The organism is Streptococcus vulneris (genome assembly GCF_019218685.1).
In the GTDB taxonomy this organism is placed as follows: domain Bacteria; phylum Bacillota; class Bacilli; order Lactobacillales; family Streptococcaceae; genus Streptococcus; species Streptococcus vulneris.
This window is the reverse complement of record NZ_JAHUZC010000009.1, coordinates 1-17,023: the sequence shown is the minus strand read 5'-3', so window position 1 is coordinate 17,023 and position 17,023 is coordinate 1. Positions and strand designations below refer to the sequence as shown.

Genomic DNA, 17,023 nt, shown 5'->3' with positions numbered 1-17,023 from the left:
CCTAAATCAAGGGTTTATAGGTTTCATTTAACCTTAAAGCCTTGAACTCGTCTCTAATCGTAAAAATCATGCCCCCAAACATCAAGAACAAGCCTGGAATCATTGCCAATCGTAATAACTTTTCATCATACAAAACAAAAAGCATGGGACCACCTGCCATAATCACATTAAAGAGACCACCTATGACTGAGAAACGAAGGACCAATCGATTAATAAATCGACTAGTGTCCTCGCCTGGATAAATTCCATAAATGTATTCTCCAGATTTTTTCATGCGATCTGCAATCTCTTCACCATTCATTGTCACAAATGCAAAAATGATACTAAATAAAAATAAGACCGAAATATAAACATAGACCCACAAAGGTTTTCCAATCATAAATTCCTTAGATAATCTCGTCAGTCCTGAAGCGTCGGGGAAAAGAAAGCCTAATAAGATGAATAGATAAGTTGGTACACTAAGAAAACTCATCACATACATATAAGGCATTCCACCTGCAGGATTCAACATGATTTCGAGATAAGAATAGCGTTTAAAACGATTGTGAAGTCCTATCTTATTGACTGGCACTAGATAACGCGCACGATACATAATGGAAAGCAAGTAAGAAAATATAACGGTCATAAAAATAAGCAAGACAACAATCCCTGTTGGGATATGAACCAGTTTAAAAGTTTCAATAACATCCTGGGGAATATTGATGATAATACTAGATAAGAGAATGACAATGGATCCCCCTACCCCCATACTGGCATTCAAATCTGACAACCACACCAGAAAAAAGGTCCCCGCTATTAGTAATAAGGTATTTATAAGTATAACCAAGACCGAAGAATAGGATGCTTGTATCGGTAAACTTAGAGAAATTGCCAAAGATTGAATAACAGCAATCAGCAAGGTCAGATACATTTTTCGACGATCTTGAATTTCAATCGCTGTAGAATTCAAGCCTAACTTTTTCGAAAAAGAAAACATCTGCCATAAAATCATCGCGGACATCCAAGGTGATAATCCTATAGAAAAAAGCGATAAACTTCTTAGGTTCCCACCTGTAAGGGCGGCTGAGAAGGCTAGATAGGCTGTTGAACCTCCTAAAAAATCTTTACTATTTAGGTCAACAAAAGGTAATGTCAGTCTGCTTCCTACAATATAAATAAGAATAAAAAAAATCGTCATAAATCCTTTTTTTAATACAACAGATGAAAAAAAGTTTTTCAAAACTTATCCTCTCAATCTCCTAATTCTTTGTTTTTGTAAAATTCATTTTATATTCTGATACTTTTAAAAATACTATTTAATATTTTTATCTTGTTTATTTCAGTATTAAAAAATAACAGTTTATGATAATCAAAAAAGCCATGCATCTTTTACATAGAAAATGTTCTCAAATCGATGAAGAACTCTGTTCTAATAGCATATATAAAGAATATATTTTTACAGAAATACTATTGCTATTATAACAAAAAAAGCAGAAAAAATCTGCTTATAACTCCCTAAGGTACTAATGAAAGAATACTACGTTAGTGAATAAAATAGATTATTTTTTATTCACTATTAGCTCATTGAACACCCTTGATTTTTAATTATTATCTATAAGGTCTAATATTTCTGTATATCTCCTAAAAATTTCTGTATCCTGTAATCCTTCTTCTTTAGCCTGTTCATATCTCCATCTCAAACACCCTAAAACATTATCCTTTTCCTCCGCATAAATCCAGCCCTTTATAGTATAAATTGCTAATCTTTCTAACAAGCATTCTAAAACATCGGTTAACAGCTTTTCATTTATACTACTTCCAATACTCTCTATCCCTTCCCTATGGAAATAGATTTCTTTATGAATATAAACAATTTTTTCTGATTTAAAAAATAATTTATAATTTGTTCGGGAATCTTCTATCACCTTTCCTTTAGGAAATCGAATATTCGTAAACAACTTCTTGTGGAATAATTTTCCCCAACTGGTTACATATACATAACCATCTAATTCTAATGATGGGAGTTTTAATACAAGTTCCTCTCCTTTATATGTTCTCTCATAGTACTCATCCCAAATATGAACATGATACAATCTGTCACTCTCATTATAGATTGTAAAGTGTGCCACAACAGTATCTGCACTATGTCTAATAGCTGCTCGATGTAAATCTTCCACATAGGTTAAACTTAACCAATCATCCGAATCTACAAAGGTTAGATACTTTCCATTTGATTTTTCAATTCCATAATTTCGTGCATCAGATAAGCCTCCGTTTTCCTTTTCAAAATAGTGAAATCTGCTATCTCTAGCAACATATTCTTGACAGATCTCTCCAGATGAATCTGGCGAACCATCATTTATTAATAGAACTTCGATATTTGAATAGGTTTGATTTTCAATACTATCCAAGCACATTCGAAGATACTTTTCAACATTATAGATGGGAACGATAATACTGATTAAATCTTTTTTTTGCTCTAGTAAAAAGGGGTACTCTTTGCGTTTTTCTAACTCTAACTTTTCACGTACTTTATCTGCTTCCTCTAAAAATTGATGTTCTTCCAACTGTCCCAACATTCTCTGTAAGACATAGTCATACATGTTAAGGGAATGCTGAATATCTATCCCTTCTAAATCCTTTGTTTCTCTTATCCGTTCTTCAAGCGCATCTATATAATCTAAATGCTTGAGAGAAAAAACACTTGACAAGCCTGAAGGATTCATACGATAAACATAGGAAGCACTATTAAACAAATAAATTTTATCAGCTTTCAGATAGAGTTTCCAAATTAAAAATTGATCCTCAGCATATTTTCCATATGGAAAACGAAGCTCATCGAACAAATTTCGCTTAAATAGTTTTCCCCAAGCAGTAGAAAAAGTCAAAAATGGAACATCCAGCATAGAATCTAATACTTGAATCGCTTGTGCTGATGTGAAAGAAATCAAAGATTCACTCTTAAAATGATCATTGTAAAAATAGAAATCAGAGCCATCAAAGCGGCAATAACCGCCAATTAAGATATCAGAATCACTAAGGAGGCTCGCTTGATATAATTTTTCTAGATAGTTTTCAAAGAGAAAATCATCTGCATCTAGAAAGGTAATATAGGCTCCCTGCGCCCTATCCAGTCCATAGTTTCTCGCATCAGATAAGCCTCCATTTTCCTTTTCAAAATATCGGAAACGACTATCATGTTCTGCATAAGTTTGACAGATGGTTGCTGAACTATCTGTCGATCCATCATTCACCATCAAAACTTCAAAATCCTTAAAGGTTTGCGACAATACACTATCCAAACATGATTTCAGATAGTTCTCTGCATTATAGATTGGTACAATGATTGATATCATTTCTGTTTTCAATAGATGCCTCACTTTCGTACTACTTCTCTTTAAAATTCTCAATACTTGTCTACATACTTTTATTCTTATTTATCTAAATTTAGCAACCACAATTGGTCCTCTATTTTTTTATAGGTGGTCGTATCAGACATATCCCATACCGTTCCCATATTATACTTCATCCACTGTAATAAACCGATATGATGTTTTCTAGCTTCCGTCAAATCAATTCCTGCCAAAGCAAGGGTAAGTAAACGACCTTCTGAAACTTCTAAACTTTGACAAATAGGTTCCTCCCCTGGTGCTTTAGAAGCACTATCTCCACGGTCACGATAACAATATGGGGCTTTATGAAGATAGATAATACGTTCAGAAATCAAAAATAATTTATACATTAAATCAAAATCTTCTGCCCAAGATATGTCTTCGGAAAAATAAAGGCGGTCAAACAGAGATTTTTTAAATAATTTACTCCAAGAGCTCCCCCAAGCTATATCTGTACCAAAGGTTGAAAACATATAGTTAAAAAAGGAATCATTGGGTTGAAATACAAGAGGTTCATTTGTTTCAGCGACATGAAATAAAAACATTGCATCCTCTTCACGAAACGTGTAATAATTTGTAACCACGATATCCCCCTCTTGCTCTTTCATTGTTTTGTATAAAATCTCTAAATAATTTGGTTCAATCCAATCATCCGAATCAATAAATGTAATGTACTTACCCCTCGAATGTTTAATTCCAAAATTACGAGCTGAGGAAACTCCACTATTTTCTTTTTCAAAATAACGAATTCTGTCGTCTTTTTCGACATACTCTTGACAAATCTGAGCTGAAGCATCAGTAGAGCCATCATTTATTAAAAGCAATTCAAAATAAGGAAAAGATTGTTCTATTATACTATCTAAGCATTTTCTGAGATAGGATTCCACATTATAAATAGGAATAATGATGCTGATTGTTTCTAACATTACACTTCCTTTGCTTCCTTAACTCTTGTTAGAAGAGATAAGTTGTAAATTTTCCTTAATATGACGATATGTTTCTGTATCTTCCATGCCCCATACCATTCTCATATTGTATTCAGTAATTTCTAAAAATGTTCTATAGCGATCAAAATGCTTCGTCACATCATATCCCATAATAGCTAAAAGAGCTAGGCGCTCTGCTACATGATTTAACTGCGCTGTGACAAGTGGATATATTTTACTCTTTGATATTCCAGAGTCATTTTCTCTATAAATATAAGTATCTTTATGAACATATACAATCTTATCTACTTGAGTATACATTTTATAGATTAATGCAACATCCTCACCTATTACACCTTTGGGAAAGCGTAAAAATGAAAATACACTTTTCTTATATAAGCTACCCCAGATGGTAGAAAAAGATAAATCATTTCTTTCAAGATATGATAAATCATCAATCAATTCTTCTGAAGTATAAGTTTTTTCATAATATTCTCCAAATGTATGAAGATAGAAAGTCGCAGTGGAGGTTTGATAATTAGCATAGTTTGCGATAGAGATGTCTGCATCATTGTTTACTAATGCATTATAAAGAATAGTCAGATGTGATGTGTCTAAAAAATCATCTGAATCAACAAAGGTAAGATATTCTCCTTGCGCCTGTTCAATTCCATAATTTCGAGCATCCGAAAGACCTCCATTTTCTTTTTCAAAATAACGAATACGTGCATCTTTTTCGGCGTATTCTTGACAAATTAGGCCTGAGCTATCTGTCGAACCATCATTTACAAGAATAACTTCATAATTGCTAAAGGTCTGCTCTAGAATGCTATCTAAGCATTGTTTGAGATACTCTTCGACATTGTAAACCGGCACGATAACACTGATTAATTGATTTTCCATCACTCACTCTCTTTTATTTTCTAAAAATAGGTAGTCCCCATTCTCAGCATGTTCCAATTTTTCGCGCACCATTGCTTCTTCTTGGACAAATTCTGTTCCCTCTAACATGGATAAATTTCTCTTTAAAGCAAATTTATACTGATTAAAGGCTAACTCCATCGGATATTCTAGCTCAGGCATCTCTAGCAAGGTTTCAATACGCTCCTCAATCGCTTCTATAAAATCTAAATGAGATAAGTTGTAGTTCTGAGTCAGTCCTTTAAAATTGATTCTGTAGGCATAAATATCTGAATCATACCGAGTCATCTTTTCACTTGCTAGATAGAGTTTCCACATAATGAACTGGTCTTCTGCATATTTCCCCTTAGGAAAGCGAATTTCATCAAATAAATGCTTTTTGAATAATTTTCCCCAAACTGCAGAATAGCGAAGGAGGGTGTAATCCTCCATGCTATCCATACCTTGTATAGCATCTCTCGCACTGAGCGGAAACAGTAGTTCGTCTTCTTTTGGTTTTGGATAAAAATAAAACATACCTTCTTCAAAACGGCAAAATGATCCTACGACAATATCTGCTTCAGTTAGTTGACTTGCATAATACAGATTTTCAATACTCTTCTCAAACATAAAGTCATCTGGATCACAGAAAAAGATATAATCACCCGTCGCAATATCTAAACCTGCATTTCGGGCGTCCGACTGTCCACCATTTTCCTTATCAAGAAAGATAAAACGAGAGTCATCTTCTGTAATTTTTTTTGCAATAGTGATACTATCATCAAGACTACCATCGTTGACAATGATAACCTCTATATTCGTATATGTCTGTAGCAAAATATTTTTAATACAATGTTCAATGTATTCCTCTACATTATATACAGGAATAATAACCGAAATCAATGGAACATCCATATATTTATACCTCTCTACTTAGTCAAATCTACAACAATTTGATTGTTATAGTTTTCATCCTCTATAAATTCAATCCCTTGGTCAAAATTAAATTCCGCTGTATGCTTATGTTTTAACTGTACCTTCGTCTCTGCTCCCATTTGCATCCATTCATACTCTGAATCAATATGGCCAAGGTCTAAGGCACGATACCCTAATCTAGACAATCGATAAGCCAATATTTTGGCTGTTGGACCAAGCATCAGTAAAATTAGTCGTCCCTCCGCATGATCTAAAATGGCTTGTTGAATAACATCCACCTTTGAAAAAGCATGGTGAGAAGGGCAAATAATACGTTTTATAGAGCGAACATTGTTAAATAAATCATTACCAACTCCTGCTCGTGTAGTCGCTCCCTCTACAATAAGTATATCCTCATCTGCAAATAAGGCCTTGATTTTTTCAAATTGGGTAGTAGCTTGACTCTTATCTTTGTTATCAATATAACATCTTGAAATCCAGGTTGACCCATATTTCTTAGCCTGACAAATCTCTTGGAAAAACCTTCCATGATAATCTAACTCATTTTTCCAAAAATTTTCTGAATCGTTATTTTGGAGAAAATTTCCCTTAAAAATTTCAAAAATTTCTGGTAAGCACACAAGCACATTATCTTCCTTATCTGCATTTATCAAAATTTCTCTCATTTCTTGAGCTAAGTCTTCCTGATACTCCTGATATGCGATACTATTGCCGTTTATCAGACTAAACTCACCATCTCCAAATCGAACCAAGGATTTATCCGTTGCTATAAGATCATCCAAGGTCTCATCAATCGACATTACTGTAATATCAAACAATTCTTCCTGTTTAAAAGCCTGACTAAATCTCTCTGCCCCAATTTCAGAAAATAAGCGTATCGCATCCTCCAGCTTTTCAATTTCTTTTCTCAGAAATAAATACTGAGGCACCTTTCCCTTATGCGTAGCATAGAATGAAAAAATAGGTTTATTCAGCTCTTCCATGCTTCTTAAAATGGTTTCATCTACGTCCCCATAATTAATATTCAAATAAGCATCTATACCCTTAAATAGTTCCTCCAAGGTAGCTGTGGTGCACTCTGGGTGCAGATAAATATTATCAAACTGTCCCAATGAATTTAAATATGGACCTACAGCAGTATAAGCTGAGATATGAAAGCGATGTTCTGGAAATGTTGTTGCTAAATGTTCAATGCCTTCAAAGCTCTCTGTTGTTGTAAAAGTAAAGAAATCGAGACCTTGTTTCTTATCCTTTACAAAACTAAAATCATCAAGATGATGGGCTAGCAACTGTTGAAAATCAAGATGATAGAAATCCCACCATTTTTCACGAAATCTATAGGAGACAGAACTATTCCACGGCTTTCTATTCGTTGTATAATGAATAACAAGCGGATTATATTCTAGATTAAAATGTTCCTGCCAATTATTATAAAAAGCAACCAAATCATACCCTACTTGAACATTGTAACGCTTAGCTAATTCTAAACAATTATCTTGAAATAACTGATTAAAAATCGACTGAGAATTCTTAAAATCTTCTAACTCTAATTGTTCATTTTTCTTATTTGAACAAATCTCTAGACATTGTTCCGAAATGCTTAATTCTCTCCATTTAGCAATATCTATAAGCAAAACACCAGTATTATAACTTCCATCTATATCTCTTACAGCAGCAACTGGAAACCCACTTAAATCTATTGAAAAAATAGACTTTAAATCACCATTTATGACAGTATCACTATCGATATAGAGAACCTTCTCTCTATCCACTAAATCTGCTATAAAATATTTGACATAAGCAATTAGACTGCTATGGTTTGAAATTCCTAATTTACAAGATATTTTTTCCGTATCAAACGGAATACTGTAGACAGCTCCTCCTAAAATTTTTGCGACACGTCTAACTTTTCTAAACCAGTCTGTCATAATTCCTTGATTAATAATATAAAAATCAACGGATTTATTATGATACATGATAGATTTCATGGTCACAGTCAATTGTTCTGTGTAAGCTTGATCAGCAATCAAAACGATTGCAATTCTATCTGATGTCATTTCTCCTCCGAAATTCCATGATTAATACTATTCTGCACTCAAGTCTACAACAACTTGACTCAAATATGCTTCATCATCTGCTAATTCTATTTCTGTATCTAGATTAAATTCTGCAGTATGTTTATTGTGTAATAAAACCTTATTTTCAGCTCCCATCTGCATCCACTCATACTCAGAATCGACATGTCCGATATCAATGGCCTGCATACCCTTGATAGCAAGTTGATAGGCTAAAACCTTAGCTGTAGGACCAAGCATTAACAAAACCAAACGTCCATCAGCATGGTTTATTATTGCTTCCATTATCTCATTTTTCTTATCATAAGCATGGCGAGATGGGCAAATAATTCGCTTGATACTCTTGGCGCCATCAAATAAATCATTTCCTACCCCAGATCTAGAAGTATATCCTTCTACGATAAGGATATCTCTTCCTTCCCATAGTTTTTTCAACTTTTCAAACTGAGATTTTGCTTTTGATTTATCTAAAAAATCAATATAAGGTCTGGAAATAAAAGTTGAGCCGTACCAAGTATTTTTACAATAATCTAGATAAAATTCCTCATAATCCTCTAGATATTGTCTCCAAAAAGCTAGAGCATCTGGAACAAAAGAGAAACGATTTTTCAATCCTTCTTGTAAACCAATAATTAATGTAGGACTACTTTCTTGATTAAAAATAAATTTCAATTCTTCTGCAAGTTTAGGGTCATATTTCTGATAATTAATAGATTGACCTAGCATGATTGCAGCCTCGCCATCACCAAATCGAGCGATTGAAGATTGATGCTCCAGAATATAATCAAGCGTTTCATCTATGGTCTGCACCTCAAAATCAAATGGTTTATTGGGCAATTGTTTTGTTTCTGCACAATTCCTTATTGCAGTTACCATAGCATCAACATTTTTTATAGAAAATAGATATTGCCCTCTTTCTCCATTTTGTGTTTTATAAAAAGCAAAACTAGGAATATTTTTTTCTAATAGGCGATTAAACACGCCATCTACTTCCCCACCATAGTTAATATCCAAATATAGATCAGTCTTGTCTAATAGTTCCTCAATCTTTTCTGAATCTGAGGCCGGATATAGATAGACATTTTCTTTCTCAGCTAAATCAGTTAAACGTGGTCCCATCACAGTTCTTGCCACAATACTAAAATCACATTCAGGAAGATGTTCTACCAGATATTCAATCTGTTCTAAATCTTGACTATTGGTAACTGTAAGGAGTTGCAAGCCTCGTAGTGCATGATTTTTTTTTATCCCTATTTCAAAAACTGCTTGCAATAAGAACTGTTTTGCAAAAAAACCTTGACTTAGTAAAAAGGAAAAATAACGCACTCTACTACACATTTGAAGATAGGCTTCCTCTGATAATTGTTCCACCAAAAGGTTCGCTTCTTTTAAGTTATCAACTACAAATCCCAATCCTTGCTCTACTATAAAGTCCGAGTTAGACAAGGTAGCAGGAATAATGACAGGGATACCTGCCGCTAAATAAGTACTCAATTTATAAGAAACATTCATACTGTAGTAATCTACATTTTGTTCTTCATTTTGATATGTAGTCCAAACAAGTCCAAATCCGCCCTTCGATAACTCTAAAAGCATTTCTTCATCCGTCTTCCAACCCGCAATATAAACTTGATTCGATAAAGGAAAGGGTTCTTCATTTGTAAATACTGTTAGCGGAATTGTACCTTCCCAAGTTTTTAATTCTGGGAAACGACTTAAATTTCCTGCAAAATAAATTTCTTTTTTAAATATAGGTTCATGTAAGTCCAAATCATGAGGATGATCCCACATTCTTTGAAAAATGATTTTTTTAACATTCAATCCTTGTTGAAGTAGTTTATCTTTCATAGCTTCTGATGGTAAGATGATGCTATCTGCCATGTTGTAAAGATTGATATAATCCTGCATCAGAAATTCATTTGCTTTAAACATCAGAGGAATCACATCATGAACAAATACTATGATTTTCACATTGAGAAGTTTCAACTTACTTAAAAATTCTCTTTCAAACTCTAGACCATTCCAAGTAGGTGTTTGAAAAATGACCACATCTCCCATTGAAACACTTGCTAGAATCCCGTCTAATCTTCTACTTCTCTCTTCTACAGTTTCAGCTGATGCATGGTAAAAATAAATCCCTAACTCTCTAAATCCTAGTTGACTAGCTATCTTTTGAACAGCATTTTGAGCAATGGTTGCTGTACTTTCTCGAGCCATCCCATACAGATTGGTAATATGTAGCTTCATTTCTCTCCACTTTCTATCATATCTTTTTTCCTAGTTCGTGATTTCAAACAATCCTCTCAACATCTACAAAAACTTTTTCTTGACCTACAGACTGATATATTATCCTTCTAATAGAAATAGTACCTCTTGCAACCATCTTGCAGTTTGAGTAAATTCCAATTCCTCGAATTTTATCTTGTCAACTAAATAGCGAAGATACACAATACAGTCATCTACATACGAACTAACTTCTAACTTTCTAGCAGTTAGAAATGCAATAAAATTCAATCGTTGTTGAATATCACTCCTAATTTTTTCTAATTCAAAATGTTTGTATTCATCACTACTAGTTCGATAAATGTAATTATCTTTGTTTACATATACAATTTTATCAGAAATTAGATATAATTTATACCAAAATTCCATATCTTCTCCTAAAGTTGTTTCTTCATTGAAACGAATAGTTTCCACTCTTACACTCTTAACCAATTTCCCCCAGGTAGAGCTATAAGAATGATCAAAAGAAGACAATGCTTGCAAATTATCAATCAATTCTTGACCTGTAAATGTCTTTTTATCATATCCTCTTTGAAAAATATGAAAGTAGAAACAATTATCTTTTATATTGAATTTTTTATATGTCGAGACAGCTATATCTGCTCCTTCTTCTAAAAGAGTCGTATATAAAACTTCTAAATAATCAGAATCTACCCAATCATCCGAATCAATAAAAGTAATATACTCTCCTTTAGAATGCTCAATTCCCAGATTTCTTGCAGAGGACACCCCACCATTTTCCTTTTCAAAATAACGAAAACGAGAATCTTTAGAAACATATTCTCTACAAATATCCGCTGAATGATCAGGTGAACCATCATTGATTAATAAACACTCGAAATTTTGATATGTTTGAGCAACAATACTATCCAAGCATTGTCTCAAATAATTTTCTACATTGTAAATTGGAATTACAATGCTGATTAATTCATTTTCCAACATTTTATGATTCGCTTTTCTCCTCTAGTAAAAACATAACCTCATGAAGCCACCTTATTGTTTCAGATGTATCATATTCAGGCGACTCCTTTAGTCTCGCAACTTGACTTGTAATTAAAGATAAACAAGTTTTTACATATTTTGATACATTTACACCTCTAACTGCAAGAAATGCGATAAAATTCAATCGCTGTTGAATATCACTACGAATTTTTTCTAACCCAAAATGTCTGTCAACATTATCTAAACGATATATATAGCTATCTCTATTAACGAACACAACTTTGTTAGAAATAAGATATAATTTTAGCCAAAATTCCATATCTTCACCAAGGGTTGTCATTTCGTTAAAAGCGATCTTATCTAACAGACATTTGCGAACTAATTTGCCACATACATAACGATAGGAATAATCAAATGTATCTAAATCTATAAATTCATCAATTAATTCTTGATTTGTAAATACTCTTTTTTCATATCCCCTCTGAAAAGAATGAATATACCAGCAATTATCCGCCATATGAAACCTTTTATAAGTAGATACTGATATGTCTGCATTCTCATCTATAAGCGCATTGTAAAGGACTTCTAAATAGTCAGAATCCACCCAATCATCTGCATCAATAAAAGTAATATACGTCCCCCCCGAACATTCAATACCTAAATTTCTAGCTGATGATACTCCACCATTTTCTTTCTCAAAATATTTGAACCGAGAATCCTTCTCAAGATACTCTCTACAAATATCAGCAGAATTATCTGGAGAACCGTCATTGATTAATAAACACTCAAAATTTTGATAAGTCTGATTCTGAATACTATCTAAACACTGTCTCAAATAATTTTCAACATTATAAATTGGAACTATGATACTAATTAATTCATTCATAAGCAATTCAACTATTCTCCTAAGAATTGTCTAATAGACTCTACCATTTTCTCCGGCTCTGCCGAAGAAAATATATGACTTCGATTATTCGCATCATGGCTAGTATTTTCAAATGCAAATATTGGTTTTGATAACTGTTTAACCACTGAAAGAATATTATCTATTTCCTGATAATGATTAATATCTAAATAAAAATCTAACTTACTCAGAATTTCTTGAGATTGATATGAAGTATAATTAGGATAAAGTGATACGTTCTTAAAAACTTCTAAATTAAATACTCTCGATCCAAAATAACTATGAGCAAAAATATGAAAATGGACATTTGGAAGTTTTTCTACAAGATATTCTATATGTTCCAACTCTTGCGTATCTGTAAAGATAGCTGTATGAAATAAACTAACTGTTGCGATGTCACTAAACGATGTCGGTTTTGTATCCTTTTCTGATAAAATAGTTTGCCAATCTAAACCATTGTAAAACCACCATAATTCTCGATATCTTGTTTTTATCGAATGATTCCATGGTTTATGTTTTCCTTCAAAATGGATAATAGCCGGCTCATATGACACATCCCATTTCTGTAAAAACCAATCTGGTCTTTTTTCATAAAAAATTTCTGCATCTAGCCCAACCATAAAATCAAAATAGGGAGTTAACTCTTTCCATTTATCTTTAAATAATAAATTTAAAACCCCTTGATCTCCATATACTTCTTGGTGTTTTTCATGAGTTAAATCTAGCAATTGCTGACAAATATTTTCTGACACCCATTTGTCAACATTAACAACCATCATTCCTGCATTAAAAGAATTTACATCCCATGAGTCCCGAACAGCGAGAATATAGTTTCCATCAAAAGATATTTCAAATAACTTATCCAAGCTTTTGTGAACGATCATATCACAATCTAAGTATAAAGCCCTACTTTCTTCCACAATTTCAGGAATAAAATAGCGAAAATAGGTCATATATCTAATATGCTTATTAGGAGTAGAAAAGTGTTTTACTTTTTCTGCATCAATCCTTATATTTAAAATTTCACAGTTTATTTTCCCCAATTTCTTTTCCATGAGACAGAACCACTCTTTGGGAATATCTTCGTTAAAAATGTAAAATTTCAAATCCTTATTATGATAACAAATAGATTTAATAGTCGTTTCCAACTTGTCACGATAATTATTATCTGCTCCTAAAACGATCGCTTTTTTTATATCCATAGCTCCAAATTATCCTCTTTCTTTTACAATAAGATTCCCATCATTATAAACCACACTATTAGCCGGAATATCTTTACGCACTAAGCATCCTGCACCTATAATGGTATTATCCCCAATAGTCACTCCTTTTAAAATCGTGACATTACTTCCTATCCAACAATCTCTTCCAACTCTAACTGGTGCTGTAGTCCACTGCCATTTTTCGATTTTCTCAGCTGTGTAGATATGATCATGGTCGTAAAAACGAACTCCCTCTCCCATCATAGTTCCAGAACCGATTTCAATTCTTTCCATACAGTTGAAACTACAAGAGTTATTAATAAAGACACCATCATGCAGTATTAACTTCCCTGAAGAAACATGGAAATTCTCAAAATTTCTACAAATGACATTGCTTCCCACAATTAGACTAGCTTTACTATCAATTTGAAATACATTCCAATTTCCATCTTGGATGATATTTTCTTGATGATTGGTACATACTCTGACTTCATTCAGATACTCTTTCACTCTAGAAACCAATTTATCTGGTGTACTTGATAGAAAAACTTCCTGCCCCTGATTTCCATGGACTGTATTATCAAAAGCAAAGGCAGGTTTCTCAACCTGCAAAAATCTCGATACAATAGCATTCACTTCTTGAAAATGATTGATATCTAGTAAGAAATCACACATATTCACTAGAAAGTCAATTTGCTGATCAGTTGTAACTGTCACGAGACGGACATTGTATTTTGACTCCAGTACTCCTATCTTTTCAGAAAAGTGTACAGGAGCTGCAATATGAAAACAAATATCTGGTAAGTTTTCTAAAATATATTCTAATTGTTCAATCTGATCACTTACAGTTAAAATTAGTGCATCGCCTCGCACAGTATTTTTCCTCATCTATTTAACTTTCTTATTCTATCTATCATTTCTGAAACTTGATCAATCTGATATATCTCTTGATTCGCTTCATACGATTTTGTATTTTCAAAGGCTAAAATTGGTTTATTTTGGGAAATAAATTGCTCTAATATCTCTACTTCCTTCTCACCATAGTTGATATCTAAAAGTACTTGACTCGTCTCTACCAATTCTCTATCCAATTCCTCTAAAGATACTGTTCCAGAATAGACAGTGACATTTGGATACACAACAAATCTAGAAAGATTCTCACTAACGATTACTCTTGCTGCAATCTTAAATTGCACTTCTGGTAAAGCCACTATTAGTGTTTCCAACTGCTCAATTTGATCTGAAGCTGTATAAATCAAACAAGAAAACGGAAATTTAATAGGATAAAGATGCAATTTTTTAAGAGAATGTAAATGATGATTTTTTCCTAACTCTGTCCATTCCATATCATGGTAATACCACCAAACATCACGATAGGTTTGTCCAGCATGTACCTGCCAAGGCTTTCTCTCTGATAAATAGTGGATGATCCCTGGATATTCTTGACCATTTGGAAAACGATAGTTTGCGAAACGTTCATGAATGACAATATGATTATTATCAAAATCTAGTTCTAGCCATTTATTTTCAAAAAGCATATTTAAAATACTTTGATCAGCCTGATCCACTTTATCATGCCATTCATTGGTTAAATCAATCAACTTTTGAGTTATATTCTCTTGCTTCCAAAGAGCATTATTAATCAAGAGAACACCTGCATTAAAGATTTCTCGACCAAAATAGGCTCTGCCTCCAAAATCTCGAATAGCAGCCAAAGGATAGTCCTGTAAATCTGTAGCAAATAAGTCATCTAGATTTTTTGTTACTACTAAATCGCAGTCTAAATAAAGAGCCTTGTCTTCTTTCACGAAATCAGCCACAAAATAGCGCAGAAAAACAGTGTAACTGATATCTGTTTTGTAACGTGAAATTTGCTCAGAAGTTACCCGACAATTGATAATTTCTGAATCAAACTTTTCCAAGCGCTTATTTAATTGTTTCAACCATTCATTAGGAAAATCACTATTAATCAGATAAAACCGAATCGAACGATTATGATAACAAATAGACTTAATTGTAGTTATCACCTGCTCTACATAAGCATAATTTGCTGCGAGGACAATGGCTTTCTTTTCCTTTTGCTCCTGTATTGATAACTGATTCAAAAGAGTTCTTTTCATTTCAAACTCTTTATACGTTGCTGTATCGGATAAGCCACTAGCTTGACCGTTCGCGAGACTGACTTCTAACATCTGCCGATAAACTGCCAAGTGTTTCTCAAGAGGATAACCCATATTAGCTAGTAGAGTGATACGTTCAGACATAGCATCAACCAAGGCATGCATCCACTTTTCTGTCCAAGTGTTTGTAATACTTCCACTTCTCTGGCGATATGCGTACAAACCTTTATTTAAATAAACTACTTTATTTACAGATAAGTACATTTTTTGATTAAAATAACCATCTTCGCCGAGTTTACCCTTATCAAACCGGAGATAATCAAACAATTTCGCTTTATAGAGTTTGCCCCAAGCAGATATCAAAGCAAAACTCTTCATTTCTTGAGATTCATATAAGTTTTCAAAAATAGAAATATTGTCATATACTTTCTCATAGTAGGAATCCCCATATATATGGAAATAATATGTTTCCTCATCTTCATTGTAAGAATAATAATTTCCAACAGAAATATCTGCCTGATACTCAATTATTTTTTTGTAAAGGATTTCTACATAATCTAATTCAACCCAATCATCAGAATCAATGAAAGTTACATAGGAACCAGTCATCTTGTCCAGACCTACATTTCTCGCATCTGATAAACCACCATTCTCTTTTTCAATATAGACAATTCGATTATCTTTTTGTGCATACTCTTGACAAATTTCACCCGAATTATCTGTAGAACCATCATTGATTACAATTATCTCAAGATTTTTATAAGTTTGATTAATTAAACTATCCAAACATTTTTCTAGGTAATTTTCAACATTATAAACTGGTACAATTACCGTAATTTTTTCAGTCATGTAATCGTTCTCCTTTCTTACTATTATAACATTTTTTATGCTATTTTTCTGTCTCCCTTAACCTTTAAAACGCAAAAAATCCCCTGGATGATTTTTCATCCAAGGGATTCTTCATAAATCGAAATAATAATACTTTCTATGTATTTTTAATCCGATTACTCTTCATCATCACGTTTACGGCGTTTTGCAAACAGACCTAAACCAGTCACAGCTGCCAAAGCTCCAAGGAGTACAGATGATTTGGAAGCTTCTGTACCTGTATTTGGCAATTCTTTTTGAGATTTACCTGTTGATTCAGAAGTATTTCCAACTTGTGAGTTCGAATGGTTTGCTGAATTTGAAACAGAAATCGAAGTACTTGTCGATGCTGAATTTGAAACTGATGTGCTCACTGAGGCTGAAACTGACGCTGAGGCTACTGCGCTAGTTGATGCCGAAGCACTTGCTACCGCACTTGTCGATGCTGAAGCTGAAGCTACTGCACTTGTTGACGCTGAAGCTGAAGCTACCGCACT

At 33.3% G+C, this 17,023-nt stretch carries 12 protein-coding genes and 2 pseudogenes; all 14 read right to left on the bottom strand.

Translation table 11 applies throughout. The features are described from left to right. Position 1: 1 nt before the first annotated feature. Complete coding sequence (gene secY2, locus KUA57_RS06830) at positions 2-1,219, bottom strand: accessory Sec system protein translocase subunit SecY2 (RefSeq protein WP_081109294.1); 1,218 nt, start codon at positions 1,217-1,219, stop codon at positions 2-4. 361 nt (positions 1,220-1,580) lie between these two features. Next, positions 1,581-3,347 (bottom strand): glycosyltransferase family 2 protein, encoded by a 1,767-nt coding sequence (locus KUA57_RS06825; RefSeq protein WP_218493918.1) that lies wholly within the window; start codon positions 3,345-3,347, stop codon positions 1,581-1,583. A gap of 65 nt (positions 3,348-3,412) precedes the next feature. After that, positions 3,413-4,297: a glycosyltransferase family 2 protein gene (locus KUA57_RS06820; protein WP_049488427.1), complete on the bottom strand. Its 885-nt coding sequence runs from the start codon at positions 4,295-4,297 to the stop codon at positions 3,413-3,415. A gap of 18 nt (positions 4,298-4,315) precedes the next feature. After that, positions 4,316-5,200, bottom strand: coding sequence for a glycosyltransferase family 2 protein (locus KUA57_RS06815; RefSeq protein ID WP_125447851.1), 885 nt, complete (start codon positions 5,198-5,200; stop codon positions 4,316-4,318). A gap of 3 nt (positions 5,201-5,203) precedes the next feature. Next, on the bottom strand, positions 5,204-6,112 hold the full coding sequence (locus tag KUA57_RS06810; protein ID WP_125447850.1) for a glycosyltransferase family 2 protein: 909 nt from the start codon (positions 6,110-6,112) through the stop codon (positions 5,204-5,206). Between the two features lie 14 nt (positions 6,113-6,126). Continuing rightward, positions 6,127-8,190: an SP_1767 family glycosyltransferase gene (locus tag KUA57_RS06805; protein WP_218493917.1), complete on the bottom strand. Its 2,064-nt coding sequence runs from the start codon at positions 8,188-8,190 to the stop codon at positions 6,127-6,129. Between the two features lie 27 nt (positions 8,191-8,217). Further along, a pseudogene (locus KUA57_RS09615) lies at positions 8,218-9,408 on the bottom strand (SP_1767 family glycosyltransferase); the annotation flags it as partial. Positions 9,409-9,459: 51 nt separating this feature from the next. Next, positions 9,460-10,455 (bottom strand): annotated as a pseudogene (locus KUA57_RS09610) (sugar transferase); the annotation flags it as partial. Between the two features lie 99 nt (positions 10,456-10,554). Beyond that, positions 10,555-11,433: a glycosyltransferase family 2 protein gene (locus KUA57_RS06795; protein ID WP_061590257.1), complete on the bottom strand. Its 879-nt coding sequence runs from the start codon at positions 11,431-11,433 to the stop codon at positions 10,555-10,557. A gap of 1 nt (position 11,434) precedes the next feature. Then, positions 11,435-12,319 (bottom strand): glycosyltransferase family 2 protein, encoded by an 885-nt coding sequence (locus KUA57_RS06790; RefSeq protein ID WP_049488434.1) that lies wholly within the window; start codon positions 12,317-12,319, stop codon positions 11,435-11,437. Between the two features lie 11 nt (positions 12,320-12,330). After that, complete coding sequence (locus KUA57_RS06785; protein WP_061590258.1) at positions 12,331-13,539, bottom strand: glycosyltransferase; 1,209 nt, start codon at positions 13,537-13,539, stop codon at positions 12,331-12,333. 9 nt (positions 13,540-13,548) lie between these two features. Further along, on the bottom strand, positions 13,549-14,427 hold the full coding sequence (locus KUA57_RS06780; RefSeq protein WP_061590259.1) for an acyltransferase: 879 nt from the start codon (positions 14,425-14,427) through the stop codon (positions 13,549-13,551). Next, positions 14,424-16,508, bottom strand: a complete 2,085-nt coding sequence (locus KUA57_RS06775; RefSeq protein ID WP_218493915.1) for a glycosyltransferase — start codon at positions 16,506-16,508, stop codon at positions 14,424-14,426. Before KUA57_RS06775 ends, KUA57_RS06780 begins: the two co-directional genes overlap by 4 nt. Before the next feature lie 155 nt (positions 16,509-16,663). Then, the coding region (locus tag KUA57_RS06770) for an LPXTG cell wall anchor domain-containing protein (protein ID WP_218493914.1) at positions 16,664-17,023 on the bottom strand (360 nt) is incomplete at its 5' end.

What these genes read in the sequence shown, in the direction of transcription:
- KUA57_RS06820 (WP_049488427.1), bottom strand. Translation starts at nt 4,297, where the DNA reads ATGTTAGAAACAATCAGCATCATTATTCCTATTTATAATGTGGAATCC.
- KUA57_RS06815 (WP_125447851.1), bottom strand. Translation starts at nt 5,200, where the DNA reads ATGGAAAATCAATTAATCAGTGTTATCGTGCCGGTTTACAATGTCGAA.
- KUA57_RS06810 (WP_125447850.1), bottom strand. Translation starts at nt 6,112, where the DNA reads ATGGATGTTCCATTGATTTCGGTTATTATTCCTGTATATAATGTAGAG.
- KUA57_RS06805 (WP_218493917.1), bottom strand. Translation starts at nt 8,190, where the DNA reads ATGACATCAGATAGAATTGCAATCGTTTTGATTGCTGATCAAGCTTAC.
- KUA57_RS06795 (WP_061590257.1), bottom strand. Translation starts at nt 11,433, where the DNA reads ATGTTGGAAAATGAATTAATCAGCATTGTAATTCCAATTTACAATGTA.
- KUA57_RS06790 (WP_049488434.1), bottom strand. Translation starts at nt 12,319, where the DNA reads ATGAATGAATTAATTAGTATCATAGTTCCAATTTATAATGTTGAAAAT.
- KUA57_RS06785 (WP_061590258.1), bottom strand. Translation starts at nt 13,539, where the DNA reads ATGGATATAAAAAAAGCGATCGTTTTAGGAGCAGATAATAATTATCGT.
- KUA57_RS06780 (WP_061590259.1), bottom strand. Translation starts at nt 14,427, where the DNA reads ATGAGGAAAAATACTGTGCGAGGCGATGCACTAATTTTAACTGTAAGT.
- KUA57_RS06775 (WP_218493915.1), bottom strand. Translation starts at nt 16,508, where the DNA reads ATGACTGAAAAAATTACGGTAATTGTACCAGTTTATAATGTTGAAAAT.